The sequence below is a fragment of the Massilia sp. DD77 genome (genome assembly GCF_036961685.1).
GTDB lineage: Bacteria > Pseudomonadota > Gammaproteobacteria > Burkholderiales > Burkholderiaceae_D > Telluria.
In genome coordinates this window covers 21,303-46,843 of sequence record NZ_JBAMDH010000035.1, presented here as the reverse complement: position 1 = coordinate 46,843, position 25,541 = coordinate 21,303, and the positions used below count along the sequence as shown (strand labels likewise).

Sequence of the window (25,541 nt, the reverse complement as noted above, 5' to 3'; positions counted from 1 at the left end):
GCGGTCCATTAAATGGCTGCCCAGGCGAACGGCGAAATGACGTCTCAGGTTCCCCGGTGGGACTCCACCTTGCCGTGCGCAGAGCCCGAGGCTGCGGCGCGCGGTGTTTCGCCAGTTACGTGAGACGTAGGGACTCCAGATTGTATGTGATCTGCCCCCCTTAGGGCAAGGAAACTGCTGTCGTCCTGGCAAGCCGGAGCAGAGGGGGAGCAAAAGGGGAGCGCCAGCGGAACCATGGTCGTTTCGTCTACAATGTCCCGGTCACCTTGGACAAACTTCGCTTCGGGATCCACCATGATCGTATTCATCACCGGCGCCTCGGCCGGCTTCGGCGCCGAGATGGCGCGCACCTTCGCCCGCAACGGCCACCGCGTCGTGCTCGCCGCCCGCCGCGCCGAGCGGATCGCCGAACTGGCCGGCGAACTGGGCGACGCCGCCCTGCCCCTGACCCTCGACGTCACCAGCCGCGCCTCGATCGAGGCCGCGCTCGCCTCGCTGCCGGAAGACTGGCGCGCCATCGACGTCCTGGTCAACAACGCCGGCCTGGCCCTGAACACCCTGCCCGCGCACGAGGTGCCGCTGGAAGACTGGGAAACCATGATCGCCACCAATTGCCAGGGCCTGGTGACCATGACCCGCGCCGTGCTGCCGGGCATGGTCGAGCGCGGCCGCGGCCTGGTGATCAACCTCGGTTCGGTCGCCGGGCATTACCCCTACCCAGGCGGCAATGTCTATGGCGCCACCAAGGCCTTCGTCGAGCAGTTCACGCTCAACCTGCGCGCCGACCTGGTCGGCACGGGCGTGCGCGCCACCAACCTGGCGCCGGGCCTGTGCGGCGGCACCGAATTCTCGAACGTACGCTTCAAGGGCGACGACGCGGCCGCGGCCAAGGTCTACGAAGGCACCACCCCGCTGACGGCCCAGGACATCGCCGAGACCGCGTACTGGATCGCGACCCTGCCGCCGCACATCAACGTCAACCTGATCGAGCTGATGCCGACCTGCCAGGGTTTCTCGCCCTTCGCCATCAGGCGCAGCGCCTGAAGCGCCCGGCATCGTAGGGTCGGCAGCTCCGCTGCCGGCGCGGCGATACCCGGCTGCGGCCTATTACCCGCCAGCCCGCACACCGCGCTCGAACGCGTCGGCGGCACAGCCGCCAACCCTACCCCTATGGAGATACCGTTTGTAACGGGCGCTGGACAATTGTGAGAAAGTGTTACAGTAATTGGCCTTCTTGCACTATTTCACGTCTACTTAGCGGCGCTACGCATGCCTGATGGGAAAAGGCAGGCGGTTTTTTGCCGTTTAATGTACGGCACCGTACATAGGACGGTCGAAAATCGCGTAAAATGTTTCCTATTTACACTTAATGGCAGGGGAAATGCCTTCAGCTTTTGACTGGCCAGTCCGGGTCTATTACGAAGACACCGACGCCGGTGGTATCGTGTTTTACGCTAACTACCTCAAATTCTTCGAACGCGCGCGCACCGAATGGCTGCGTGCGACCGGCGTTCAGCAGCAGGCGCTGCTCGACGCCGAGGGCACCGCCTTCGTGGTCAAGAGCGCCAGTCTGGATTATCACGCGCCCGCCCGTCTCGACGACGAACTGACCATCCGCACCAGCGTCGAAAAGCTTGGCCGCGCCTCGGTCCAGTTCGCGCAGCAGGCCTGGCGCGGCGACACGCTGCTGACCAGCGCCAGCGTGAAAGTCGGCTGCGTCGACCTGGCTACCATGCGTCCCCGTTCCCTGCCCGATGACGTGGCTGATAAAATGCGCGGCGCATAGCGCCCTGCCTGACCATTTATACAACTATTGCTACCGATGACCGCGACCCAAGACCTTTCGTTTATCGCCCTGATCAGCAACGCCCACCTGCTCGTGCAGTTGATCATGGCCTTGCTGCTGGCCTTGTCGATCATCAGCTGGACCTATATTTTCCGCAAGCTGTTCGCGATCCGCGCCGCCCGTGGCCAGACCGAGCAGTTCGAGCGCAGCTTCTGGGCCGGCGGCAACCTGCACACCCTGCACCAGAGCGCCAGCAGCCAGCGTGACCAGAGCGGCCCCCTGGCCCGCATCTTCGAAGCGGGCATGGGCGAGTTCATCAAGGGCAAGCAGGCATCGCGCGACGACCTCGACATGGGCGCCGTGCTCGACGGCGCACGCCGCGCCATGCGCGCTTCCTTCCAGCGCGAACTCGACATGCTGGACACCCACCTGAACTTCCTGGCCTCGGTCGGTTCCGTGTCGCCCTACATCGGCCTGCTCGGCACCGTGTGGGGCATCATGAACGCCTTCCGCGGCCTGGCCAACGTGCAGCAAGCCACCCTGGCGGTGGTCGCGCCCGGTATCGCCGAAGCCCTGATCGCCACCGCGATCGGCCTGTTCGCCGCGATCCCGGCCGTCGTCGCCTACAACCGCTTCACGCACGACATCGACCGCCTGGCCAACCGCTTCGAGAGCTTCGTCGAGGAATTCTCGAACATCCTGCAGCGCCAGGCGCGCTGAGACGGGGGAGCGGAATGGCCTTTTCCAGCAGCATGCGCGGCGGACGCCGCCGCAAGTTCAAGTCCGAGATCAACGTCGTGCCCTACATCGACGTGATGCTGGTGCTGCTCATCATCTTCATGGCGGTACCGGCCAACGAGGCGCCGAGCGTGGTCAACCTGCCGCGCGCGGAAAAATCGGCGCTGCCGCCGGATACCTACATCCAGATCCAGGTGCACCCGGAAGGCAAGCTGTCGATCGGCGTGAACGGCAAGCAGAAGGTCGCCGCCGAAGACGTGGCCGACCGCTCCGCCCTGCTCCAGCGCCTGCGCGCCCTGCACGAGGAAAATCCGGACTATCCGGTCATGATCGCGGGCGACAGGGACAGCAAGTACGACGATGTCATCCAGCTGATTTCCGAAGCCAAGAAGATGGGCATCGACCGCGTGGGACTCGCTACCAAGTGATGTCGCAACCATGTCAGCCATGAAGCCTGCCAGCGCCGGCACCCCGTACTACGTGCCGCCCGAGCCGAAACGCCTGCCCTCCTTCGTGCTGGCGGTGGTGGTGCACGCCGTGCTGCTGTCCTTCCTGTGGTTCGGCATCAGCTGGCAGAGCAACGAACCGGTCGCGGTCGAGGCCGAAGTCTGGGACATGTCGGTCCAGACCGCCGCCGCGCCGCCCCTGCCGGCCGAGCCGCCGCCGCCGCCGCCCGAACCGGAACCCCAGCCCGTCCAGCGCGCCGAGCCGCCGCCGCCCGTCGAGCGCCCTGCGCCGACCCCGCCCGACATCGCCCTCGAGCGCGAGAAGGAACGCAAGGCCGAGGAACTGAAGAAGAAGGAACTGGCCGAGAAACGCGAGCGCGAGAAGGAAATCGCCGAGCAGAAGAAGAAGGACGAGCTCGAGAAGAAGAAAAAAGAAGAGGCCGAGGGCAAGGAGCTGGCCAAGAAGGAAGCGGACGAGAAGAAAAAGAAAGACGACGCCAAGAAAGTGGCTGATGCGAAGAAAGCGGCCGCCGAGAAAGCGCGCCTGGACAAGATCCGCCAGGAAGACCTCAAGCGCATGGCAGGCGCCATGGGCAGCGGCGGCTCGGCCGAGAAATCGACCGCGCCGAAGATCGACAGCGGCTATGTCGCCGCGATCACGGCCAAGATCAAGAGCAACACGACCTATGCGGGCGGCACCGATGTGCCGGGCAATCCGAAAGCCGTATTCAAGGTGGACCAGTTGCCGACCGGCGAGATCATGTCGGTCCGCCTGAGCAAGAGCAGCGGCGTGCCCGAGTTCGACCGCGCGGTGGAGAATGGCATCCGCAAAGCGTCCCCACTACCCAAGAAGAAAGATGGTACGGTAGAGCGTAACCTCGAAGTCAATTTCTCGATGAAAGACCTCGACTGACCGGTCCCGACTTACTCTGATTAGACTATGAAAAAACTTCATTTACTGCTGTTTAGTGCGACCATGCTGATGGGAACTGCGACCCAGGCCCAGCTGAAGGTCGAGATCGCCGGTGTCGGCAGCAACCAGATCCCGGTCGCCGTGGCCGCCTTTGCCGATGAAGGCATCGCCCCGGCGCAGATTTCGGCCGTGATCCGCGCCGACCTCGAGCGCTCTGGCGTGTTCAAGGTGATCAACGCCGGGCAAGTGATCAGCGATAGCGCCAGCGTCGACCTGGCCGCCTTCAAGGCCAGCGGCGCCGACGCCCTGGTGGTCGGCAGCGTGGCGCGCCAGCCGGACGGCCGCCTGGCCGTGCGCTACAAGCTGCTCGACACCGTCAAGGGCGGCCAGATCTCGCAGATGGGCGGGGAAGTCCAGCCCAAGTACACCCGCCTGCAGGCGCACCGCATCGCCGACGACGTCTACGAAAAGCTGACCGGCGTGAAGGGCATCTTCTCGACCCGCATCGCCTACGTGAAGGAAAACCGCGCCGGCCGCGACTACAGCCTGGCCGTGGCCGACGCCGACGGCGAGAACGAAATCGTGGCCGTGCACGGCCGCGAGCCGATCATTTCGCCGGCCTGGTCGCCGGACGGCAGCAAGGTCGCCTACGTCTCGCTGGAAGACCGCAAGCCGGTGGTCTACCTGCAGGACCTGATGACCGGCCGCCGCAGCAAGGTGTCCAACCAGAAGGGCAACAATTCCGCGCCGTCGTGGTCGCCGGACGGCTCCACCCTGGCCGTGGCCCTGTCGAAGGACGGCAATACCGAGATCTATACGGTGCGCTCGGACGGCAGTGCCCTGCGCCGCCTGACCACCAACAACGCCATCGATACCGAGCCGCAGTTCTCGGCCGACGGCCAGACGATTTATTTCACCAGCGACCGCAGCGGCGGTCCGCAGGTCTACAAGATGAGCGCGTCGGGCGGCAACGCCAGCCGCGTGACCTTCAACGGAAGCTACAACATCAGCCCGCGCGTGTCTCCTGATGGGAAGACCCTGGCATGGATCTCCCAGCGCGACGGCGGTTTCTCCTTATATGCGATGGACCTGGCCAGCGGCCAGGAACTGCGCCTGGCCGATGGGGCCACCGAACCGAGTTTTTCGCCTAACGGCAAGTACATCATGTATGCGACCAAGGGCGGCGGGCGAACCTCGCTGGCCGTGGTGTCGGTGGATGGACGGGTCAAGCAACGCTTGACCACCCAAGCGGGAAACATTCGGGAACCCAGCTGGGGTCCTTTCATGAAGTAATGCAGCATCGTAGTGAGAAGTAAAACCTTTACCAGAACAGGAGAAAAACATGCGCAACCTCAAGAGCGTCGCCTTCATCGTCTCGGCAGCAGCACTGCTCGCCGCTTGCTCGTCGCCTACCAAGCTGAACGAAACCCCGGTCGTCGAGAAGTCGCCGGAACCGGCGCCGGCACAAGCCGACACCCGTGACATCAAGCCGGTCGAAACCGGCACCGTGGATCCGCTGAACGACCCGAAGGGCGTGCTGGCCAACCGCAGCGTCTACTTCGACTACGACAGCTTCGTGGTGCGTGACGATGGCCGTCCGGTCGTGGAAAACCACTCGGGCTACCTGAACAAGAACAAGCAGCGCAAGGTCCTGATCCAGGGTAACACCGACGAACGCGGCGGTACCGAGTACAACCTGGCCCTGGGCCAGAAGCGTGCCGAAGCCGTCCGCCGCGCCATGGGCTCGCTGGGCGTGGCCGAAGGCCAGATGGAAGCCGTGTCGCTGGGCGAAGAAAAGCCGAAGGCAACCGGCAGCAACGAAGCCGCCTGGGCCGAGAACCGTCGCGCCGACATCGTTTATCAGTAATCAATTGCCGTTTAGCACGGTAGATTGACAGCGGGGCGGCTAGCGGTGCAGACTGCTAGCCGCCCCGTTTTTTATCTCTGCAACTGGTTTAGTAGAAAGAGCAACGCCATGATGAAACTGACCCCGTCCCGTCTCGCCTGCCTGTTCCTGGCGGCCTGGATGCCGCTGCAGGCGTCCGCCGGCCTGCTCGACGACGACGAAGCGCGCAAAGCGATCCTCGACCTGCGTGCCAAGGTCGACAACATCGCGCGCGACCTGACCGCCCGCATGGACAGCAAGGCGGACAAGAGCTCGACCATCGAAATGCTGAACCAGCACGAGCAGACCATGCAGGAACTGGCGCGCCTGCGCGGCCAGGTCGAGGTGCTCGCCAACGAGATTTCCAAGGCCCAGAACGGCCAGAAGCAGCTGTACGCCGACCTCGACGCGCGCATCAAGAAGCTCGAACCGCGCCAGGAAACCATCGACGGCCAGACCGCCGAGGTGCTGCCGGCCGAAAAAACCGCCTACGACGCCGCCACCGCCACCTTTCAGTCGGGCGACTACAAGGCCGCCGCGACCGCGCTTCAGGACTTTGTCAAGCGCTATCCGGATTCGGCCTATGCCTCGAACGCGCAGTACTGGCTGGGCAACGCCTACTATGCGCTGGGCGACTACAAGAAGGCCATCGCGGCCCAGGAAGTCGTGACCAGCACCTACAACAGCTCGCCGAAGGTGCCGGACGCGATGCTGAACATCGCCAGCAGCTACGCCCTCTTGAAGGACAACAAGAACGCCAAGAAGGCCTTGCAGCAGCTGGTCTCGAAGTACCCGTCCTCGAGCGCGGCGCAGACCGCGCGCGACCGGCTGGCGGCGCTGAGGTAAGCGCCTAGGCAGGCTGGGTATTTGACAGCTTCGTTCACCCATCCTATAATCTTGCTTCTTTCGGGTCGTTAGCTCAGCTGGTAGAGCAGCGGACTTTTAATCCGTTGGTCGCAGGTTCGAATCCCGCACGGCCTACCACGAATACACAGGAAGCCCACAACTACGGTTCGTGGGCTTTTTGCTTCGTGCCGCGGTTCGCACACCGTAAAATCCGATCTTCAACGCTCACCTACTGCACGTCCGCATGGAAACCATGAACCAGCGTTACCTCGTCCAGCAAAACAAAATCGCCGACGAGGACAACAAGGCGTCCGTGTTCGCCAAAGTGATGCGTAGCAAGGAAGGCAAGTTCGAAGGCGTTTCCTTCATCAAGAACAAGGAAAAGGCGACCGTGATGACGATCGCCGCAGCACAGGAAGCCATCCAGTGGGCGACAAAGAAGAAGCGCAGCGCCCACGAATACGTGACCAAAATCATTTGCGTCGGGCAGTAACATTCCGACCAGGGTAGCAAGCAACACGACTACTCGCCCGGTCGACTGCCGTACGGCCTGCCACCTATCCAGAAAGCCCTAGAATGCCGATTCGTGGGCTTTTGTGCATTTGGCGGCCAAGCTGATCCCCTATCCGCGCCCCACCGGCATTCATTTCCACAAGGAAATATAAATCACCCTTGATTTGTAACCATCTTTTTCAAAGAAACTTGGCGAAAAGGCGACAGAATGCCGGCCTCTGCTTCTGAGAGCTTTCACAACTGGTCAACCATGATAGGATGAACTTCGTTATATCGAAGGTGAGTGGATACTGGTGCAGCTATCGTGCGCCTCTTGCCTTTAGGATAGCGAGATGTAAAATGAATAACGTCCCGGGACGCGCGCTCACATCTTCTGCGCATGGAACCGCTGCGCTCACGGATTGTCGAACAAGAAGCAACGTACTGGCACTGCATGTCGCGCACCTACCTGCACCACCCTGGCCCGCGCACCCGCTGCGCCGCGGCCGCGCGGCATGACCGCCAACGACACCGCTTCCCCGCGCCGCGTGCCCGCCAGGGCTGCCTGGCCGCTGCCCGGCTTGCCTGAGCCCGGCGAAATCGCTTCGCCGGGCCGCACCAGACCGACGCGTCCACACGACGTACTGACCGAATATTTGGCCCTTGCCGGCCTAACCTGCCGTTTCCCGTGGAGACGGCGCATGGAGACATCATGGAAACCGAACACACCGAACGCGCTCACCGCGCCATCCATACCGCCACTGTCGACAACACCGATCCGCGCGCGCCGCGCCGTAACATCGCCAAGGACATCGTCTCGAGCAGCCGCCGCCTGCGCCAGCGGGTCGCCGTGAGCGTGGGCCTGGGAATCGGCCTGCTCGCGCTGGTGATCGCGTTCGAATAAGCGCCGCGGACGCACGCGCCCATTCCCGGCGGCGGGTCCTTTACCCGGGCCGCCGGCGGAACCGGGCGCGCCAATGAAAAAGCCAACCCTGGGGGTTGGCTTTTTCGTTCCGGAAGGCAGCTTGCGGCGCCTGGATTCAGAACTCTTCCCAGCCGTCCGCCGCCTGGGCCGCCTCGGCCTGTCGTGCCGGACGCGCCGCCTGCGCGGCCGGCTGCCGGTCCGCCCCCTTGACGGGCTTCGGACGCGCCGGCGCCGCCGGCGCCCTGCCCGGACGCGCAGCCGGTAGCGCGACCGCGGTGCGCTCCGGGCTCGCCACCGGCGCCGTCATTGCCGAACCGTTCAGCTTGAAGGCGCCCACGGTCTGCGCCAGCACCGAGGCTTCTTCCTGCAGGGATTGGGCGGCCGCGGTGGCCTGCTCGACCAGGGCCGCGTTCTGCTGCGTCACCTGGTCCATCTGGCTGACCGCGCTGTTGATCTGCTCGATGCCGGCGGTCTGCTCCTGGCTGGCGGCCGTGATCTCGGCCATGATGTCGGTTACGCGGTTGACGCTCTGCACGATGTCCGCCATTGTCGCGCCGGCCTGGTCGACCAGTTCGGCGCCGTGGTGCACCTTCTCGACCGAGTCGTCGATCAGGGCCTTGATTTCCTTGGCCGCCGCCGCGCTGCGCTGGGCCAGGCTGCGCACTTCGCCCGCCACCACCGCGAAGCCGCGGCCCTGCTCGCCGGCGCGCGCCGCTTCCACCGCCGCGTTCAGCGCCAGGATGTTGGTCTGGAAAGCGATGCCGTCGATGACGCCGATGATATCGACGATGCGGGTCGCCGAGGCGTTGATCGCCCCCATGGTCTGCACCACCTGCTCGACCACCGCCCCGCCCTTGCCCGCCACTTCCGAGGCCGAGGCGGCCAGGGCGTTGGCCTGGCGCGCGTTGTCGGCGTTCTGCTTGACGGTCGAGGTCAGCTCTTCCATCGAGGATGCGGTTTCTTCCAGCGAACCGGCCTGCTGCTCGGTGCGCGCCGACAGATCCAGGTTGCCGGAGGCGATCTCGCCCGATGCGATGGCGATCGTGTCGGTGCCCGCGCGTACCCGGCTGACGATCCTGACCAGCGAATCGTTCATCTCCTTGAGCGCCTGCAGCAGGCGGCCGGTCTCGTTCTGCGCGTCGGCTTCGATGTGCTGGGTCAGGTCGCCCGCCGCCACGGCGCCGGCGATGGCCACCGCCTGTTCCAGGGGACGCACGATGGCGCGCACCAGCATCCAGCCGATCACCGCCGCCATCGCCAGGCCGAACAGCAGGCCGGCCAGGCACACCAGGCGCACCAGTTCGAAGGTCGACTGCGAACGGTCGTAGTCGGCCTTCGCCTCGGCCTGCATCATGCCGATCAGCTTGAAGCCCTGGTCCTGCATCGGCTTGAACAGCGCCTGCATCGGGCCGTTCAGCAGCTGCACCGCTTGCGCATTGTCGCCGCCGCGGATCGCGGCCTGGGCCGGACGCAGGCCTTGCGCCAGGAAGGACTTGCGCGCTTCGGCGAAGGCCTCGGCCAGGGCGCGTTCCTGCTCACCCAGCTCGCTACCCTTGTACTCGTCCCACAAGGCCGTGATCTGGGCCGCGTTGGCGTCGACCTCGGTCATCAGGGCGCCGCGCACGGCGGCGTCTTCGATGCTGATCGCCTTGGCGACATTCAGCTGGTTCGTCGTGACCAGCTGCACGACCTGGCCGACCCGGCCGAGCGCCAGCAGGCGCTGGTCGTACATTTGCTTGAGTTCGGCATTCGCGACGCCGAGGTTGACCAGGCCGATGACGGCGCCGGCAATCAATTCCACCGCCAGGAAGGCGATGACGAAGATGAGGCGAGACTTGATGCTGAGGTGTTTGAACATGGGAGCGCTGACAAGCTTGGGCGTTTTTGAGGAAAGACTTCTTGGATTATAGAAACATCTGCGCATGTTTGCTCTGCCTGGCGATATCGTTTGCGCCATACCATGCGCCGCCGTCGCTGCACTGCAACACAGGCTTTAGGCTTCAAGCAGTCTTGCACCAGGGCGGTGCAAATATCGGCCGGGTGAGGAGCGTCGATGCCAGTTTGCCTATAGAATGCTGCGATCGATTTGTAGCAATGCAGTAACTTTCTCCTGAGGCCCCATGAACCTTCCGCTGATCCTGAACCTGGCCATCGCCCTCGCCGTCTGCGTCCTGCTGTGGCGCATGCAGAGCGGCCACGTGTCCTTTACCAAACGGGTACTGGCGGGCCTCGGCCTGGGCGTGGTGCTGGGCGCGGGCCTTCAGGCGGTCTATGGTGCGGGCTCGCCCGAGGTGGCGGCCACCAACGCCTGGCTGGACGTGCTGGGCAGCGGCTACGTCAAGCTGCTGCAGATGATCGTGATCCCCCTGATCATGGTCTCGATCGTGCAAGCCATCATGAAACTGCGCACCACGGCCTCGCTCGGCAGCATCAGTACGCTCACCATCGGCATCCTGCTCGCGACGACCGTCATCGCGGCCGTGATCGGCATCCTGATGGCCAAGCTGTTCGGCCTGAGCGCGGTGGGCTTGACCACTTCCGCGGCCGAAGTGGCGCGCGGCGAATACCTGCAGGGCAACCTGGCGGCCGCCAAGGACATCTCGCTGCCGAGCATGATCCTGTCGTTCATTCCCGCCAATCCCTTCCTTGACATGACAGGCGCGCGCAAGACCTCGACTATCGCCGTGGTCGTGTTCTCGATCTTCATCGGCATCTCGGCCACCGGCATCGCCGGCAAGAAGCCGGAGGTATTCGAATCCTTCAGCCACTTCGTGCACGTGGCCCATGTGATCGTGATGCGCATGGTGACCCTGGTGCTGCGCCTGACCCCGTTCGGCGTGTTCGCCCTGATGGCCAAGGTGGTGGCCGGCTCCAGCCTGCAGGACATCCTCAACCTGCTGGGCTTTGTCGCCGCCTCCTACTGCGCGCTGGCGCTGATGTTCTGCGTGCATCTGCTGATGGTGGGCGCGGCCGGGCTGAATCCGGTGCGCTACGCCGGCAAGATCTTTCCGGTGCTGGCCTTTGCCTTCACCTCGCGCACCAGCGCCGGCTCGATCCCGATGAGCGTGGCGACCCAGACCGCGCGCCTGGGCACCCCGGAAGGCATCGCCAACTTCGCGGCTTCCTTCGGCGCCACCATCGGCCAGAACGGCTGCGCCGGCATCTACCCGGCCATGCTGGCGGTGATGATCGCGCCCACGGTCGGCATCGACCCGATGAGCGCCAGCTTCCTGCTGCCGCTGCTGGCCATCGTGGCCTTCGGCTCGATCGGCGTGGCCGGCGTGGGCGGCGGCGCCACCTTCGCGGCCCTGATCGTGCTGTCGGCGATGGACCTGCCGGTGGCCCTCGCGGGCCTCCTGATCTCGGTCGAACCGCTGATCGACATGGGCCGCACCGCGCTCAACGTGAGCGGCTCGATCGCGGCCGGCACGGTCACCAGCCGCGTGCTCGGCGAGACCGACATGCGGGTGTTTCATAGCGACGCGGAAATCAATCTGGACAGCGAAGAACAAGCGGTCTGAAGCTCCGCGGAAAGGCCTTGTAAGAGCCTGCCGACAGGGCGAAGAGCCAGTCCGGAAGGGGTGCAATCGTGCGCTAAACCGCCGCAGAATCCGTCTATGATGACGCCATGTCAATATCAACGACGGGCGGGTAATGGAGCAGAAGTGGCCGCAGGAAATCTGGCTTGTCAGGCATGGGCAGAGCGCCGGCAACGTCGCGCGTGATATCGCGGAAGCGGCTGCCGGTCATCATATCGACATCGCCGACCGCGACGTCGACGTGCCCCTGTCCGAGCTCGGCATGCGCCAATCCGAAGCGCTGGCCTCGTGGTTCGCCGCGCTGCCCGAAGGCGAGCGGCCCAACGCGGTGCTGCATTCGCCCTATCGGCGCGCGCGCGAAACCGCCGATATCCTCATGCAGCGCCTCGACCGCAGCGAACTGCTCGCGGTGCAGGCCGACGAGCGCCTGCGTGAAAAGGAATTCGGCATCCTCGACCGCCTGACCACGCACGGCATCGCCCACCACCATCCCGAGCTCTACGAACAGCGCCGCCACGTCGGCAAGTTCTACTTCCGCCCGCCGGGCGGCGAGAGCTGGTGCGACGTCATCCTGCGGCTGCGCAGCGTGATGGACACGCTCGAGCGAGAGTTCTGCCGCGAACGCGTCCTGATCGTCGCTCACCAGGTCACGGTCAATTGCTTCCGTTACCTGTTCGAACACCTCGACGAAGCCACCATCCTGGAATTCGACCGTGCCGGCGACGTGCCGAACTGCTCGGTCACTTCCTACCGCTTCGATCCTACGCTGGGCAAGCGCGGCGACCTCGCGCTGAACCTGCTCAACTTCATCGCCCCGCTGGAGGCCACCGGGACGCCGGTCACCGCGGGCAAGGACCTGCCGGCCGCACCGAAGGCATAAGGCCACCGCCATGGAATCGAGCATCCGCGCCACTGCCGTGCACGACGTCGACGCTGCCTTGCTGGCGGGCTGGCCCCTGCCCTGGCCGTCCGCCGACGGCGACAAGGAATTGCGCGGCCATGTGCTGATCGTCGGCGGCTCGAGCGAAATGCCGGGCGCCATCATCCTGGCGGCCACCGCCGCCCTGCGCGCCGGCGCCGGCAAGCTCACCGTCGCCACCGGCGCCAGCGTGGCCCAGCTGGTGGCCCTGGCCATGCCCGAGGCGCGCGTGATCGGCCTGCTCGAGCACGCGAGCGACGGCTTCAGTCTGGACGCTCTGGACAGCCTCGATCCGCTGGCCGAGCGCGTCGACGCCGTCCTGATCGGCCCCGGCATGCGCGACGAAGCGGCCACGGCCGCGCTGGTGCATGCGCTGCTGCCGCGCCTGGACGCGACGGGAACCAGCGTGGTGCTCGACGCCTGCGCCATGGGGGCGCTGCGCCATCCGCCGCGCAACTGGCCGGCCGGCATGCCCTTCCGCTTCGAGCGGCCGGTCGCGCTGACGCCGCATGCGGGCGAGATGGCGCACCTGACCGGCGTCGGCAAGGCCGACATCGTGGCCCAGCCCGATCCGCTGGCGCTGGCCTGCGCGCGCGAATGGAATGCCGTGGTGGCGCTCAAGGGCGCGCGCACCGTCATCGCCGCGCCCGACGGCGTGCTGTGGCAGCACGAGGGAGCGGGCAATATCGGGCTGGCCATATCGGGTTCCGGCGACGTGCTGGCCGGCATTGTCGCCGGCCTGGCGGCGCGCGGCGCGCCGCTGGCCCAGGCCACCTGCTGGGCTGTGGCGCTGCATGCCCGCGCCGGCGACCGCCTGGCCGAGCGGCTGGGCACCTTAGGTTATTTAGCGCGGGAAATTTCTCAGGAAATTCCCGGCTTATTGGAACAGCTTGGCGCACAGGCGCCGGCTTGACAGGATTTCCGCATGCCTCACCGCGGAAAGAACACAGGTGCGCGATCCGACGAACTGGCGGCCAGGCTGCCAGTCTAATTCTCACCGTCGGATTCGGGCACTTGTCGGGGCCGCGTATTGCGTCGGTTCCCTGATGGTTCCACGGGGTCCTGGACCCATGGAGGAACTGAACTGGCGCCGTTGACCCTCCAGCGCCTCACCTGGAGGCTTCGGCACACGATAGACGTGAACGAGGAGTATAAACAATGAAAGCAATGACCAAGGCACCAAAAATCCTTCTGACTGCGGCCATCCTGGCAACCATGCTGGGTGCTTGCAAGAAGGATGAACCGGCCACCACCACCACTGGCGATACCTCGGCCACCGCTCCGAGCTCGACCTCGGGCACCGCCGGCACCACGGGTGACACCGGCACGGGCGCAACCGGCACCGGCACCACCGGCACCACCGGCGACATGGGCACCGGCACCACCACCACGCCGCCGACCACGACCGATCCGGCAACCGGCACCACCACCAACCCGCCAGCCGACATGACGACACCACCGGCCACCGGCACCGGTACCGGCACGTCGGGCACCTCGGGCACCACCGGCACCACCGGCACCGGCACCACCCCGCCGCCGACCACCGGCGGCTAAGCCGCTGGACGCCGACAAGGAGCAGGGCCCGCAATCGCGGGCCCTGTGCAGCGTCGCGTTCAGTTGCTTGTAGTCTGAGCCTCGCGAGAGGGTGATCGCCAGCCCGGCAGGGCTGGCCTTGAGCCGTCTTGCGCGGTATTCCGTGCTCGCGTTCGGTCGCAACCCGTCGCACGGGCAGCGCTATCCCGCTGCGTCCTGCGCCTGGCTCCCTGCCCTAATCCATTCCGCCTCGGTAGATTCCGCCTTAGTACATCCCGCCTCAGTACATCCCGCCTCGGTACATCCCGCCCCGGTACATCCCGCCTCGGCATATCCCGTTTCAGCAAGCTCCCCTCACGGCACATCACCGACTTCCCACTCATCCGCGCACCTCGCTTTCTGCCGCCACGCGGGCCTCGTGGCGCCTGGCCGCGTCAAGACCCTGCCGGGACAGGGTCAGCGCTCTTCCGGCGGAATGCCGCGAACCGCTTCGACCAGCGCGGCATGCGCCGCCAGGTCGACCGGACGCAGCTTTGGTTCGGTCCGGGCCGGATATTTACCGAGGTAATTTCCGTTCTTCCAGTCGCGGCTGGGGCGTACCGGGCGCGGCACGAAGCCGCCGCCGCAGTTCGGACAGACGCCGCCCAGCAGTCCTTCGGCACAGCCAGCGCAGAACGTGCATTCGAAGGAGCAGATGCGGGCATCGAGCGCATCGGGAGGGAGGGATTGGTTGCAGTGTTCGCAATTGGGTCGCAGCTCGAGCATGTGATCCGTCCTTTCAAGGCGGCGCGCGACAAGCGGCCATGTCCGTGGAGCGGGCGGCCGCGCCGCCTGCCCTAGGCTTCGTTGATCTGTCGTGGTCGACAGGCAAAAAAAAACGGCCGGCGACATGCCGGCCGTCGTGCTTCCTGGCGGCGGGCGCATGCGGCGCCCACCCCGTCCTTATACCGGCTGCGGCGTGCCGCGGCCGCGGCCCGTCAGCAGGCCGACGCCGCGCATGATCAGGCGGAATACGAAACGCACCATGGTCAGCGCCAGGATCGCTTCGACAAAGGTCATCAGGAACGCCAGCGCCGGGTTCATCTTCTCGGCGCGGCGACCGAACTTGGCCAGCATGCGGTCGCGGGCGATCTCGATGCTGTCATAGAAGGTCGGCACGACCAGCAGGGTCAGGAAGGTCGAAGTGATGGTGCCGCCGATGATCGCGATGGCCAGCGGCTGGTAGAACTGGCCGGCGTCGCCCAGGGCCAGCGCCACCGGCAGCATGCCTGCGATCAGCGCGAAGGTCGTCATCAGGATCGGACGCAGGCGCTTGCGGCCGGCGGCCATCAGCGCATCCTCGCGGTCCATGCCTTCGCGTTCCAGGGCACGGGCGGCGTCCAGCAGCAGGATCGCGTTCTTGGCGACCAGGCCCATCAGCATGATGACGCCGATCAGGCTCATCAGGTTGAGGGTGTTCTTGGTCAGCAGCAGCGCCAGCACCACGCCGATCAGGGACAGCGGCAGGGACAGCATCACGCCCATCGGTGCGGTGAAGGAGCCGAACTGCATCACCAGGATCAGGTACATCAGGCCAATACCCGAGATCAGGGCGATGCCCATTTCGGTGAACACTTCCTGCTGGTCTTCACCGGCGCCGCCCAGCGACAGGCCATAGCCCGGCGGGAAGTCGAAGCTCTTCGCCAGTTTCATGGCGTCCGAGGTCACTTCGCCGGCCGAACGGCCCTGGGCGTTGGCGGACACGGTAATCATGCGCTCGCCGTCCTTGTGGCGGATGCCCGACGGGCCCTTGCCCATGGTGATGGTGGCGATCTGCTCCAGCGGGACCATCATGCCGGTGCCGTTGACGGCGATCGGCAGGCGCTCGATGTTCTCGGTGTTGACACGGTCTTCCGGATGCAGGCGCACGGCCACGTCGCGGGTCTCGCTGCTCGGGTCGACCCAGTCGCCGACTTCGATACCGGCAAAGGCCACGCGCAGCGACTGGGCGGCGTCGTTGATCGAGATGCCCATGGCGTTGGCCAGGCCGCGGTCGAGCACGATCTGCAGCTCGTTCTTCGGATCCTGCTCCGACAGGGTCACGTCGACCGCGCCCGGCACCTCGGCGCGCAGGCGGTCCATGTAGGCGTTGGTCAGCTCCATCAGCTTGCGCGAATCCGGGCCGGTGAACTCGATCTGGACCGGCTTGCCGCCGCCGTTCAGGTCGTCGATGACGACGTATTCGGCGCCCACCAGGCGGCTGACTTTCTGGCGCAGTTCGGCGGCGATCTCGGAGGCGCCACGCTTGCGGGTGCTGCGCTTGCCGATGTCGACGTAGATGCGGCCGCCGTTCAGGTTGACGTTGCTGTTGGTGTCCTTGGTTTCCGGGATCGAACGGGCCAGCTCGGCCGCCGCTTCGACCTTGCGGCGCGAGTACTCCACACTCGACGAGGCCGGGGTACGGATCTCGACCATGATGGTGCCGTGGTCCGACTTCGGCAGGAAGCTCGAGCCGCCGAATGCCATGTGCAGGCCGATCGCGCCGACGAAGCTGGCGACGGCAATGGCGGCCATCCACTTGCGGTGGTGCAGGGCCCAGGCAATCACGTTGCCGTAGCGGTCGGCCTGGTGGTCGAACCAGTGGTTGAAGCGGTCCAGCGCCTTGCCGATGCCCTTCTTGGGCGCGGCGTGGTGGCCGACCGGGTCGCCCCAGTAGGCCGACAGCATGGGGTCGAGGGTGAAGGAGATGAACAGCGACACGATCACCGAGCAGGTCACGGTCAGCGCGAAGGGAGCGAACCATTCGCCCGAGATGCCCGGCATGAAGGCCACCGGGATGAACACGGCCATGATCGAGAAGGTGGTCGCGGCCACGGCCATGCCGATCTCGGCGGTGCCTTCGAGGGCCGCGGTACGGCGGTCGGAGCCGAGCTCCATGTGGCGTACGATGTTTTCCCGCACCACGATCGCATCGTCGATCAGCACGCCGATCGCCAGCGACAGGCCGAGCAGGGTCATGAAGTTCAGGGTGAAGCCGCACAGCCACACGGCGATGAAGGCCGCCAGCACCGAGGTCGGCAGCGACAGCGCGGTGATCAGGGTCGAACGCCAGGAGTTCAGGAAAGCGTAGACCACGAAGATGGTCAGCATCGCTCCCAGCACGAGGGCTTCGATGACGTTGTTCAGGCTGCTCTGGGCATCGTCGCCGCCATCGCGCACCACTTCCAGCTTGGTGCCTTCAGGCAGTTCCTTGTTAGCTTCCTTGACGACTTCGTGCACTTTCTTGGCCAGCGACACGGTCGAGGCGTCACGCGAACGCGAGACCTGCAGGCCGACGTTCGGCTTGCCGCTGCGCATGGACAGGCTGTTGATGTCGGCAAAGCCGTCGCGGATCTCGGCCACCTGGTTCAGGCGCACGATCTGGTCGCCGTTGCGCTTGACCACGACTTGCGAGAAGTCTTCCGGACGCTCGATGCGGCCGACCAGGCGGATGCCCTTCTCGTCCAGCTCGCTGCGCAGCTTGCCCACCGGCGCATTGGTATTCTGGGTGCGCAAGGCATTGGTCACGTCCGAGACCGAGACGTTGAACTCGCGCAGCTTTTCGGCGCGCAGCAGGACCGACAGCTCGCGGCGCAAGGCGCCGTTCACGTTGACGGTCGAGACGCCATCGATGGCGCGGAACTTGTCGGCCAGGACGTCCTCGGCATAGCGCGAGATCTCGGCGTGGCTCTGGATGCTGGAAGACAGGGCCAGCGACATCACCGGCTCGGACGCCGGATCGACGCGGCGCAGGATCGGCTCGCGCATTTCGACCGGCAGCTTGTAGCGCACCGCCGCGATGGCATTGCGCACGTCGTCCGAGGCTTCGATCAGGTTGCGGTCGAAGTCGAATTCCATCCAGATGGTGGCGCCACCCTCATACGAGTTGGAATTGACTTCGGTCACGCCCTGGATCGCCAGCATCTGCTTTTCCAGGCGGTTGGTGATCTCGCGCTCGGAGGTTTCCGGCGACGCGCCCGGATACGGGATATCGACCACGATGACCGGGATTTCGACGTCCGGGTTCTGGTTGACCTTGAGCTTCGACATGGCGAGCAGGCCGAAGGCCATCATTGTCACGATCAGGACGACCGTGGCAACGGGGTTCTTGACGCTGAAGTTGGAGAGGAACATGTTGTTATTTTCCTTGTACCGGGGCGGCGCTGGCGACGCGCGCGGCTGGCATGTCGACTTTCTGGCCGTCCTTCAGGTTCGAGGTCGGTGCGCGCAGCACGACGTCGCCGGCGGCCAGGCCCTGCTTGACTTCGATGTTGCCGCTACGCTGGTCGCGCGCGCCGAGCACGACGTCGATCTTGTTCAAGGTCTTGCCTTTGACGCGCCAGGTGTAGGCCTTGTCGCCCGCTTTCACCAGCGCGGCTTCCGGCAGCATCAGGGCGTTGCTCGAGACGGCATCGACACGGCCTTCGGCGTACAGGCCGGCCACTTTCGGCTGGACCTTGTCGGCGAACTCGACCAGCACCTCGACCTGGCGGGTCACTGCGTTGGCGGCCGGATCGATGCGCTTGACGATGCCGGCGAACTGCTGGTCGCCATAGCCGTTGACGCGGAAGTTGACCTTCTGGCCGACCTTGACGGTGGCGATCGAATCGGCCGAGACACGGGCCTCGAAACGCATGCTGTTCGGGTCGATGACCTTGACCAGTTCCTTGCCGATGTTCGCGGTGTCGCCGTTCGATACCTTGCGGTCGGACACGATACCGTCGAACGGGGCGCGCACCACGGTGCGGCCCAGCTGCTGGCGCGCGGTGGCGACGCGGCTCTTGGCGGCCGACAGCTCGCTCAGGGCGTTGTTGCGCGCCATCTCGGCGTCGTCCAGGGCCTTCACCGAGGTCATGCCCGAGGCGCGCAGGGTCTTGAGGCGCTCGAGCTGGCGGTTGGCCTGTTCCAGCGACAGGTTGGCGGCGCGCTGGGCTTCCTCGGCCGACATCAGGGTGTCGCGGATCGAGGTCTCGTCCAGGCGCACCAGCACGTCGCCGCGCTTGACCGGCTCGCCGTTCTCTTTCAGGACCTGCAGCACGATGGCCGAGACTTCGGCGCGCAGGTCGGCGCGGCGTTCCGGCTGGATCGAACCGGTGACGACCGGTCCCGAGGAAATCGAGTCGGTCTGCACGGTCAGCACGTCTTCCGGGGCCACGGTCAGCTGCGTGGGCTTGTTGTCCTTCGCCTCGGCGCCGGGGCCCTTGGCGGGTTCCTTGCCGCAGGCGACGAGGGCCGAGGCGATGGCTAGAACGAGTAGTGGTTTGCGCAGCATGTTGGTGTTCTCCGGAAATGGACTCGGTAAGCTTGTTTTTTTAAAAATACGAATAGATACGGCCAGTGCGCAGTATTCAGTAGGGGCCGCCCGAACTCAATAGACGAATCTGCGACTTGCGGAATTCGTGGGATGAAATGCGTTTTTTGGCGATGAGCTGCATTCCAACCCGGCTGAAGCGTCCCCTTTTGCGGACGGATTGCGGACGGCCGGACGTCCGCCGGCCACCCTCCCCGCCCCTGTCTCCTCAGGAAGGGTCCTTAGAAGGCCCCGGCGGCCGGTCCACCCAGGACCGCATTGATCAGGAAGCCCATGCCGATGCCGGTCACGATGCCGCCGGCGATCTCGACCAGGGTATGGCCCATGCGCTCGCGCAGGATGACGTAGTCGTCCTTGCCGTCATGCAGGCGGTTCAGGGTGACCGCATGGCGCCCGACGTGCTGGCGCAGGCTGTTCGCATCGATCATCACGATGAAGGCCAGGGTCACGGCGACCCCGAACGCAGGATGGCCCATCCCCTCGCGCAGGGCGATCAGGGTGGCCATGCTGGTCACGACGGCACTGTGGTTGCTTGGAAAGCCCCCGTTGCCGACCAGATTGAATGCCCAGCGGCGCTGGCGCACGCTGGTAATGAGAAACTTGATCGGGCCGACCATCATCCAGGTCAGGACCGGGGTCACGAGGTAGATAAATTCCATAGAGTGCCTAATAAGAGAAATGCCGGGCGGAATTATCTCAGAAGCATGCCTCTCCGGGGACCTTCCGATGCGCCCCCGCTGTGTCCAGAGCGGTAATATTCCTCCACTCGACCAAGACAAGCAAGGGGGCGGTATGCGGCATTTCCGGTTGTCCATCGCGGTTACCGTGGTCCTGATGGCCCTGGCGGGCTGGTGGGGCTATGAGCACAGGGGCGTGGCGGGCATGTTCCAGGCCTTGTGGATCACCGCGGTGCTGGGCGTGCTGGAAGTGTCGCTTTCTTTCGACAACGCCGTGGTCAACGCCTCCGTCCTGCGCCACTGGAACGAGTTCTGGCGCAAGCTGTTCCTGACTGTCGGCATCCTGGTGGCCGTGTTCGGCATGCGCCTGCTCTTCCCCCTGGTGATCGTGGCGGTGGCGACCGGCCTGGGGCTGGTGGACGTCTGGCACATGGCGATCAACACCCCGCTCGAGTATTCGCGCCACCTGACCGAGCGCCACGCCGAAGTGGCGGCCTTCGGCGGCGCCTTCCTGGCCCTGGTCTTCCTGAACTTCCTGTTCGACGAGGAAAAGGAGCTGCATTGGCTCGGCTGGATCGAGGAAAAGGTCGGTAAATACGGCACCGAGGGACTGGCGGTGATGATCACCCTGCTGGGGGTGTTCTTCGCCATGAGCCTGATGCCGCCCGCACGCAAGCTGTCGGTGCTGATCGCGGGGGTGGTCGGGGTCCTGATCTACATCGGCGTCCAGTGGCTCAGCGGCCTGCTCGAGCACGAGGAAGAAGACCCGACCGTCGGCGCCATGATTTCCCAGGGCAGCATCGGCGGTTTCCTTTACCTGGAAGTGCTGGACGCCTCGTTCAGCTTCGACGGCGTGATCGGCGCCTTCGCCATCACCAACGACGTGGTCATCATCATGCTGGGCCTGGCGATCGGCGCCATGTTCGTGCGCTCGATGACGGTGTTCCTGGTCTACAAGGGCACCCTGCAGGAATTCGTGTTCCTGGAGCATGGCGCGCACTATGCGATCGGCATCCTGGCCCTGATCATGTTCGCCAGCGTCCACTATCACATCCCCGAGTGGTTCACGGGCCTGTCCGGGCTGGCCTTCATCCTGGTGTCGGTCTGGTCGTCGGTGCGCTACCGGCGGCGGTTGGAGGCGAAGCAACACAAGCAGCCCGAACTTGCCGATACATAGACTAATACAGCGAGGCTAATACAGCGGCTGATACATAGCCGATTTGGCTTGGCGGCCGAGCCGTGGCAGAATGGCGCTGCCATCCTGACAACGTTCGATACTCAATGCCCACAACCATGCCCAAGCGCGCCCTCGCCCTCCTGCTGTCCGCCATCGCCACCGTGCTGGTGCTGTTCGCGGTGTATACCTGGTTCACCCTGAGCTGGTCGTATTCGGAGGGCGAACGGGCGGGCTACCTGCAGAAATTCTCGAAGAAGGGCTGGCTGTGCAAGACCTGGGAAGGCGAGATCCTGCTGTCGAGCATGCCGGGCGCGATTCCGGAACGCTTCGCCTTCACGGTGCGCGACGAGAGCCTGGTCAAGCAACTGCAATCGAGCATGGGACAGCGTGTGCAGATCACCTACGAGCAGCACAAGGGCGTGCCGACCAGCTGCTTTGGCGAGACCGAGTACTACGTGGAGAAGGTGGCGACGGGGCCGGTGAATCCGGTGGCGCCGAGCGATGCGCCGGCGGGGATGTGAATACCTGCATGCAGACAGCCTGCATGACACATTGCTGCTAACCTTAAAACCGCCATTCCGGCGAAGGTCGGAATTCAAGTTGTACGCCCACCACTGACTTCAAGCGTAGCCGCTGCTCAAGCAAACCTGGGTTCCGGCCTACGCCGGAATGACGGTCTTTGAGCTATCGGCTGAAACAGGCGCTCGACAGTCTTTCGGCTAGCGCCTTGGCCTACCGATCATCCTTGCTCCGCTGCTGCAGAATCGCCTCCGCCAGCCGCGTCGCCGCTTCCGCCGCCGACGAACCCGCCGACGGCTGCTTCAGCCTGCCCAGTACCTCGCGCGTCAGGTCGGCCGACACCGAGCGGTAGGACGCCTCCTGCTTGTGCTCGCCGATCGTGCGCTGGGTCGCGGCCAGTTCGGCCGCCTGTTCTTCCTGGTGCCTGCTTTCCAGATTCAGCAAATGCTTGCGCGCGTCAGCCATCTGACGGGTCGCCTGGGCCGCCTTGCGCTGCATCTCGGCGTGCGCCTGGGCGTGCTCCAGCAGGGCGCGCTGGGCTTCGCGCTTCTCGACCGCCGCCTGGACAGCCGCCTGTTCGGCCAGCTCGCGCTCGCGCGCCAGGCGGGCCTGCTCTTCCTCGGCCGCCGCGCGCGCTTGCGCGGCCTGGGCCGCGGCATGTTCGGAGGCCAGCCGCGCTGCCGCCGCCTCGTTGGCGCGGGTGTCGGCGGCCGCCTGCTGGCGCTGGGCGGCCAGCTTGCGCTCGACCAGGGCCAGCGACTCGCGCGCGGCCTGGGTGGCGGCGCGTTCGGCCGCGATCGCCTCTTCGGTGACCGCCAGCTGGCGGCGTTCCACCTCGGCGCGCTCGGCCTGCACCTGGGCCAGCTCCACGGCGCGGCGCGCATGGGCTTGCTGGGCGGCGGCAGCGGCCTCGGCCTGTTCCGCTTCCTCGATCGCCGCGCGCGCCTGTTCCTGCTGAGCGTCCCACGATGCGCGCTGGGTGGCCGCCAAGCGCTGCTCGGCCTCGAGCTGGGCGCGCAGCTGGGCCGCGGCGCTTTCCTCGGCCTGCATGCGGGCCTGGGCGGCCGCGGCCAGTTCGCGTTCTGCGGCCAGTTTCTCTTGTGTGCGGGCCAGGGCCGCTTCCTCGGCCAGGGCGCGCTCGCGCTCGGCCTCGGCCAGGCGCTCCGCTTCCTCGGCGCGGCGCACGGCGGCCTGGGCCACCTGGCGCTGGGCCTCGACCTGGGCGGCCGCGGCATTCAGCACCGCCTGCTCGGCCGCGTTCTCCGCCGCCTTCGCCTCGGCCTCGGCATTCGCCTGGGCGGCGCGTTGCTCGGCCAGCACACGCTGGCGCTGTTCTTCCTCCACCTGGCGCTGCGCCGCCTGCGCCGCCGCTTCGTCGGCAGCCGCACGTTCGCGCGCGTGCTGGGCCGCCACCGCCTCGGCCTCCAGGCGCGCCTGCACCTGCTGGCTCGCTTCCTCCTCGGCGCGGGCGCGTTCCGCCGCCACCTCGCGCAGCTTGCGGTCGGCCTCGATGCGCGCCTCGGTCGCCGCCAGGATGCGGGTCTCGGCCTCGCGCCGCGCTTCGGCGCCGGCCGCGGCGCGCTGCTCCAGCCGCTCGCGGTGGGTAGCGGCGTCGCGCAATTCCTTCTCGGTCTCCAGGCGCATGCGCAGCGACTGCGCCGCCACGCGCTCGGACTCGGCCTGGGCCAGCGCGATCGCCTCGCGTTCCTGTTCGATGTGGGCGAGTGCGCGCGCCTCTTCCAGGGCGCGCGCTTCGGCCGCGGCGCGCTGGAAGGCGGAGGCCAGCGCCACCTGGTCGGCGCGCTCGCGCTGCAGGGCCAGCTCCAGGGCCTCGGCCTCGGCTTCGGCCAGCTTCTCGGAAGTAGCGCGCGCCGCCTTCTCGGCCCGCTCGCGCTCGCGCGCCAGGATCGCCACGCGCGCGTCGGCGCTGGCGTTGTGCAGGACTTCTTCCTTGGCCGCCTCGACCGCCGCCATGCGCTCGGCCGCCTGCAGACGCGCCTGTTCGGTCTGGACCAGCAACTCGTCGGCGGCGCGCGCCGCCTTGGCCGCCATTTCGGTCTGGGCTTCGATTTGCGCGGTGGCGCGGCGCCGCACTTCCTCTTCGGAACGGGCGCGCGCCTCGGCCGCGATGCGGATGTCGGTTTCGGTCTTGACCCGCGCGCGCAGCTCGGCGGTCTCGTTGCGGATGGCTTCCAGCCGTTCGGCGGACGCCTGGGCGGCGGCGCGCAAGGACTCCAGGCGGTCGCGGTTGGCGGCGATCGCGTCCTCGGAAGCCTGGGCATTGGCCAGGGCCGCGGACGCGGCGGCCGCATCCATCGCGGCGCGCTCCTCGGCCAGCGAGCGGGCGCGGTTCTCGGCGTGGGCGCGGCTCTCGGCGGCGACGTTGGCCTTGGCCTCGGCCTCCACGCGGGCGATGGCTTCCTGGATCTCGCGCATTTCCAGTGGAGCGCGTCCGCCCTGCTTCGCTGCCGGCTGGCCCGCAGGCTCGTCGCCCGGCGGCAGCACGCTGCCGGCGTGCGACAGGTCGATCATGAAATCGGTGTCGTCTGGTTTCGACGGGGTGGGTTGCTTGGGTTCCATGGCCGTTCTCGATGCGGTCCCGGGAGCGGGACGGTTCCAGCCGATTATCCGGGAAATCGCGCCGGCGTGCCACGCGGAACTGAACGGTGTTTACTGCTCAGCTCGTTGTTCAGATCACACCAAGCGCGTCTGACAAAGCTTCAGGGCAAGGCGCATCGTCGAAGACAGTACGTCTGTACGCCAAGACGGTGCAACGCAGCCATGGAGGTTTGTCAGGCGCGCTACACCGGCCACAGCGGCGGCTCATCCATCAACGCCACCTGCTCGCGCAGCTCCAGGATGCGGTCCTGCCAGTAGCGCTGGGTGTTAAACCAGGGGAAAGCCGCCGGGAAGGCCGGGTCGTCCCAGCGCGAGGCCAGCCAGGCCGAATAATGGATCAGGCGCAGGGTGCGCAGCGCCTCCACCAGGTAGAGCTGGCGCGGGTGGAATTCGCAGAAGTCCTCGTAGCCGGCCAGCACGTCGCTCATCTGGCGCACCATTTCCTGGCGGTCGCCCGACAGGAGCATCCACAGGTCCTGCACCGCCGGCCCCATGCGGCTGTCGTCGAAGTCGACGAAATGCGGGCCGTCCGGGGTCCACAGCACGTTGCCGCCGTGGCAGTCCCCGTGCAGACGCAGCAGGGGCAGCTCCCCGGCCCGCTCGTAGCAGCGCGCCACGCCCTCGAGCGCCTGCTCGACCACGCTCGACCAGGTTTTCAGCAGCTCGGGCGGCAGGAAATCGTGGCTGCGCAGATAATCGTAGGGGGCACGGCCGAAGGTCTGCGGGTCCAGCGCCGGCCGCTCCACGAAGGGCCTGGCGGCGCCGACCGCATGGATGCGGCCGATGAAGCGCCCGATCCATTCGAGGGTCGCGGGGTCGTCCAGCTCGGGCGCGCGGCCGCCGCGGCGCGGGAAGACGGCGAAGCGGAAGCCCGCGAATGCGTGCAGGCTGCGCCCGTCGATCGCCTGCGCCGGCACCACCGGCACCTCCTGCGCTTCCAGCTCGCTCACGAAAGCATGCTCTTCCAGGATCGCGGCGTCGCTCCAGCGCTCCGGACGGTAGAACTTCACCACCACCGGCGGCCCCTCTTCCATCCCGACCTGGTAGACGCGGTTTTCGTAGCTGTTGAGCGCCAGCAGGCGGCCGTCGCCGTACAGGCCGACGCTCTCGAGCGCCTCCAGCACAAGCTGGGGATCGAGACGGGAGAACGGATGGGTTGCAGGAGGAGGCATGGTCATGCCCGCATTGTAAGGCGGCG

Annotated in this window: 23 protein-coding genes, 1 tRNA gene and 1 riboswitch; of the genes, 17 read left to right on the top strand and 7 right to left on the bottom strand. The window is 66.1% G+C overall.

Annotation, left to right across the window (positions count from 1 at the left end; all coding sequences use genetic code 11):
- Positions 1-11: 11 nt before the first annotated feature.
- Positions 12-129, bottom strand: a riboswitch (ZMP/ZTP riboswitch).
- A gap of 165 nt (positions 130-294) precedes the next feature.
- From V7778_RS19860 to V7778_RS19810, 11 genes are all read left to right on the top strand, one after another.
- Complete coding sequence (locus V7778_RS19860; RefSeq protein WP_335558426.1) at positions 295-1,044, top strand: SDR family oxidoreductase; 750 nt, start codon at positions 295-297, stop codon at positions 1,042-1,044.
- Between the two features lie 337 nt (positions 1,045-1,381).
- On the top strand, positions 1,382-1,786 hold the full coding sequence (ybgC, locus tag V7778_RS19855) for a tol-pal system-associated acyl-CoA thioesterase (RefSeq protein WP_335558424.1): 405 nt from the start codon (positions 1,382-1,384) through the stop codon (positions 1,784-1,786).
- A gap of 36 nt (positions 1,787-1,822) precedes the next feature.
- Positions 1,823-2,506 carry a protein TolQ gene (gene tolQ, locus V7778_RS19850; RefSeq protein WP_335558422.1) on the top strand — a complete coding sequence of 228 codons (684 nt, stop codon included), beginning with the start codon at positions 1,823-1,825 and terminating at the stop codon, positions 2,504-2,506.
- A 14-nt stretch (positions 2,507-2,520) separates the two neighbouring features.
- On the top strand, positions 2,521-2,952 hold the full coding sequence (locus V7778_RS19845) for a biopolymer transporter ExbD (RefSeq protein ID WP_335558421.1): 432 nt from the start codon (positions 2,521-2,523) through the stop codon (positions 2,950-2,952).
- Positions 2,953-2,971: 19 nt separating this feature from the next.
- Positions 2,972-3,883 (top strand): cell envelope integrity protein TolA, encoded by a 912-nt coding sequence (tolA, locus tag V7778_RS19840; protein WP_335558418.1) that lies wholly within the window; start codon positions 2,972-2,974, stop codon positions 3,881-3,883.
- A 69-nt stretch (positions 3,884-3,952) separates the two neighbouring features.
- Positions 3,953-5,176 carry a Tol-Pal system beta propeller repeat protein TolB gene (gene tolB, locus V7778_RS19835; RefSeq protein WP_335558453.1) on the top strand — a complete coding sequence of 408 codons (1,224 nt, stop codon included), beginning with the start codon at positions 3,953-3,955 and terminating at the stop codon, positions 5,174-5,176.
- A 49-nt stretch (positions 5,177-5,225) separates the two neighbouring features.
- A complete protein-coding gene (gene pal / locus V7778_RS19830; RefSeq protein ID WP_335558417.1) occupies positions 5,226-5,750 on the top strand; it encodes a peptidoglycan-associated lipoprotein Pal in 525 nt (174 codons plus the stop codon).
- Positions 5,751-5,858: 108 nt separating this feature from the next.
- The gene (gene ybgF / locus V7778_RS19825; RefSeq protein WP_335558415.1) at positions 5,859-6,614 is read left to right on the top strand and encodes a tol-pal system protein YbgF; all 756 of its coding nucleotides are present in this window, start codon (positions 5,859-5,861) and stop codon (positions 6,612-6,614) included.
- Positions 6,615-6,676: 62 nt separating this feature from the next.
- Positions 6,677-6,752: transfer RNA gene (locus V7778_RS19820), tRNA-Lys, on the top strand.
- Between the two features lie 115 nt (positions 6,753-6,867).
- Positions 6,868-7,107 (top strand): hypothetical protein, encoded by a 240-nt coding sequence (locus V7778_RS19815; protein ID WP_335558413.1) that lies wholly within the window; start codon positions 6,868-6,870, stop codon positions 7,105-7,107.
- Positions 7,108-7,818: 711 nt separating this feature from the next.
- Entirely contained in the window at positions 7,819-8,010 is a 192-nt protein-coding gene (locus V7778_RS19810; protein ID WP_335558411.1) for a hypothetical protein, read from the top strand.
- A 136-nt stretch (positions 8,011-8,146) separates the two neighbouring features.
- Here V7778_RS19810 and V7778_RS19805 read toward each other — a convergent pair whose 3' ends face one another.
- Positions 8,147-9,889 carry a methyl-accepting chemotaxis protein gene (locus tag V7778_RS19805; RefSeq protein ID WP_335558409.1) on the bottom strand — a complete coding sequence of 581 codons (1,743 nt, stop codon included), beginning with the start codon at positions 9,887-9,889 and terminating at the stop codon, positions 8,147-8,149.
- A 262-nt stretch (positions 9,890-10,151) separates the two neighbouring features.
- Between V7778_RS19805 and V7778_RS19800 the strand changes: the two genes are divergently transcribed.
- The 4 genes from V7778_RS19800 to V7778_RS19785 all read left to right on the top strand — a co-directional run bounded on the left by V7778_RS19800 (position 10,152) and on the right by V7778_RS19785 (position 14,043).
- The gene (locus V7778_RS19800) at positions 10,152-11,552 is read left to right on the top strand and encodes an L-cystine transporter (protein WP_335558407.1); all 1,401 of its coding nucleotides are present in this window, start codon (positions 10,152-10,154) and stop codon (positions 11,550-11,552) included.
- 133 nt (positions 11,553-11,685) lie between these two features.
- Positions 11,686-12,450, top strand: a complete 765-nt coding sequence (locus tag V7778_RS19795; RefSeq protein ID WP_335558406.1) for a histidine phosphatase family protein — start codon at positions 11,686-11,688, stop codon at positions 12,448-12,450.
- 10 nt (positions 12,451-12,460) lie between these two features.
- The gene (locus V7778_RS19790; protein WP_335558404.1) at positions 12,461-13,402 is read left to right on the top strand and encodes an NAD(P)H-hydrate dehydratase; all 942 of its coding nucleotides are present in this window, start codon (positions 12,461-12,463) and stop codon (positions 13,400-13,402) included.
- Between the two features lie 245 nt (positions 13,403-13,647).
- Positions 13,648-14,043, top strand: coding sequence for a hypothetical protein (locus V7778_RS19785; RefSeq protein WP_335558402.1), 396 nt, complete (start codon positions 13,648-13,650; stop codon positions 14,041-14,043).
- A gap of 435 nt (positions 14,044-14,478) precedes the next feature.
- Here the strand turns inward: V7778_RS19785 and V7778_RS19780 are convergent, their stop codons facing one another.
- The 4 genes from V7778_RS19780 to V7778_RS19765 all read right to left on the bottom strand — a co-directional run bounded on the left by V7778_RS19780 (position 14,479) and on the right by V7778_RS19765 (position 20,010).
- Positions 14,479-14,787, bottom strand: coding sequence for a DUF1272 domain-containing protein (locus V7778_RS19780; RefSeq protein ID WP_335558400.1), 309 nt, complete (start codon positions 14,785-14,787; stop codon positions 14,479-14,481).
- A gap of 177 nt (positions 14,788-14,964) precedes the next feature.
- Positions 14,965-18,174: an efflux RND transporter permease subunit gene (locus V7778_RS19775; protein ID WP_335558399.1), complete on the bottom strand. Its 3,210-nt coding sequence runs from the start codon at positions 18,172-18,174 to the stop codon at positions 14,965-14,967.
- Positions 18,175-18,178: 4 nt separating this feature from the next.
- Positions 18,179-19,312, bottom strand: a complete 1,134-nt coding sequence (locus V7778_RS19770) for an efflux RND transporter periplasmic adaptor subunit (protein WP_335558397.1) — start codon at positions 19,310-19,312, stop codon at positions 18,179-18,181.
- Positions 19,313-19,572: 260 nt separating this feature from the next.
- Positions 19,573-20,010, bottom strand: coding sequence for a divergent PAP2 family protein (locus V7778_RS19765; RefSeq protein WP_335558395.1), 438 nt, complete (start codon positions 20,008-20,010; stop codon positions 19,573-19,575).
- 133 nt (positions 20,011-20,143) lie between these two features.
- Between V7778_RS19765 and V7778_RS19760 the strand changes: the two genes are divergently transcribed.
- Both V7778_RS19760 and V7778_RS19755 read left to right on the top strand, forming a co-directional pair.
- Entirely contained in the window at positions 20,144-21,205 is a 1,062-nt protein-coding gene (locus tag V7778_RS19760) for a DUF475 domain-containing protein (protein ID WP_335558393.1), read from the top strand.
- 104 nt (positions 21,206-21,309) lie between these two features.
- Positions 21,310-21,726, top strand: coding sequence for a hypothetical protein (locus tag V7778_RS19755; RefSeq protein WP_335558391.1), 417 nt, complete (start codon positions 21,310-21,312; stop codon positions 21,724-21,726).
- A 211-nt stretch (positions 21,727-21,937) separates the two neighbouring features.
- Here V7778_RS19755 and V7778_RS19750 read toward each other — a convergent pair whose 3' ends face one another.
- On the bottom strand, positions 21,938-24,304 hold the full coding sequence (locus tag V7778_RS19750) for a hypothetical protein (protein ID WP_335558390.1): 2,367 nt from the start codon (positions 24,302-24,304) through the stop codon (positions 21,938-21,940).
- A gap of 221 nt (positions 24,305-24,525) precedes the next feature.
- Entirely contained in the window at positions 24,526-25,515 is a 990-nt protein-coding gene (locus tag V7778_RS19745; protein ID WP_442920740.1) for a serine/threonine protein kinase, read from the bottom strand.
- Positions 25,516-25,541 lie beyond the last annotated feature (26 nt).

Coding starts and splice junctions, on each gene's coding strand:
- V7778_RS19860 (WP_335558426.1), top strand. CDS start 295: ATGATCGTATTCATCACCGGCGCCTCGGCCGGCTTCGGCGCCGAGATG.
- ybgC (WP_335558424.1), top strand. CDS start 1,382: ATGCCTTCAGCTTTTGACTGGCCAGTCCGGGTCTATTACGAAGACACC.
- tolQ (WP_335558422.1), top strand. CDS start 1,823: ATGACCGCGACCCAAGACCTTTCGTTTATCGCCCTGATCAGCAACGCC.
- V7778_RS19845 (WP_335558421.1), top strand. CDS start 2,521: ATGGCCTTTTCCAGCAGCATGCGCGGCGGACGCCGCCGCAAGTTCAAG.
- tolA (WP_335558418.1), top strand. CDS start 2,972: ATGAAGCCTGCCAGCGCCGGCACCCCGTACTACGTGCCGCCCGAGCCG.
- tolB (WP_335558453.1), top strand. CDS start 3,953: ATGGGAACTGCGACCCAGGCCCAGCTGAAGGTCGAGATCGCCGGTGTC.
- pal (WP_335558417.1), top strand. CDS start 5,226: ATGCGCAACCTCAAGAGCGTCGCCTTCATCGTCTCGGCAGCAGCACTG.
- ybgF (WP_335558415.1), top strand. CDS start 5,859: ATGATGAAACTGACCCCGTCCCGTCTCGCCTGCCTGTTCCTGGCGGCC.
- V7778_RS19815 (WP_335558413.1), top strand. CDS start 6,868: ATGAACCAGCGTTACCTCGTCCAGCAAAACAAAATCGCCGACGAGGAC.
- V7778_RS19810 (WP_335558411.1), top strand. CDS start 7,819: ATGGAAACCGAACACACCGAACGCGCTCACCGCGCCATCCATACCGCC.
- V7778_RS19805 (WP_335558409.1), bottom strand. CDS start 9,889: ATGTTCAAACACCTCAGCATCAAGTCTCGCCTCATCTTCGTCATCGCC.
- V7778_RS19800 (WP_335558407.1), top strand. CDS start 10,152: ATGAACCTTCCGCTGATCCTGAACCTGGCCATCGCCCTCGCCGTCTGC.
- V7778_RS19795 (WP_335558406.1), top strand. CDS start 11,686: ATGGAGCAGAAGTGGCCGCAGGAAATCTGGCTTGTCAGGCATGGGCAG.
- V7778_RS19790 (WP_335558404.1), top strand. CDS start 12,461: ATGGAATCGAGCATCCGCGCCACTGCCGTGCACGACGTCGACGCTGCC.
- V7778_RS19785 (WP_335558402.1), top strand. CDS start 13,648: ATGAAAGCAATGACCAAGGCACCAAAAATCCTTCTGACTGCGGCCATC.
- V7778_RS19780 (WP_335558400.1), bottom strand. CDS start 14,787: ATGCTCGAGCTGCGACCCAATTGCGAACACTGCAACCAATCCCTCCCT.
- V7778_RS19775 (WP_335558399.1), bottom strand. CDS start 18,174: ATGTTCCTCTCCAACTTCAGCGTCAAGAACCCCGTTGCCACGGTCGTC.
- V7778_RS19770 (WP_335558397.1), bottom strand. CDS start 19,312: ATGCTGCGCAAACCACTACTCGTTCTAGCCATCGCCTCGGCCCTCGTC.
- V7778_RS19765 (WP_335558395.1), bottom strand. CDS start 20,010: ATGGAATTTATCTACCTCGTGACCCCGGTCCTGACCTGGATGATGGTC.
- V7778_RS19760 (WP_335558393.1), top strand. CDS start 20,144: ATGCGGCATTTCCGGTTGTCCATCGCGGTTACCGTGGTCCTGATGGCC.
- V7778_RS19755 (WP_335558391.1), top strand. CDS start 21,310: ATGCCCACAACCATGCCCAAGCGCGCCCTCGCCCTCCTGCTGTCCGCC.
- V7778_RS19750 (WP_335558390.1), bottom strand. CDS start 24,304: ATGGAACCCAAGCAACCCACCCCGTCGAAACCAGACGACACCGATTTC.
- V7778_RS19745 (WP_442920740.1), bottom strand. CDS start 25,515: ATGCCTCCTCCTGCAACCCATCCGTTCTCCCGTCTCGATCCCCAGCTT.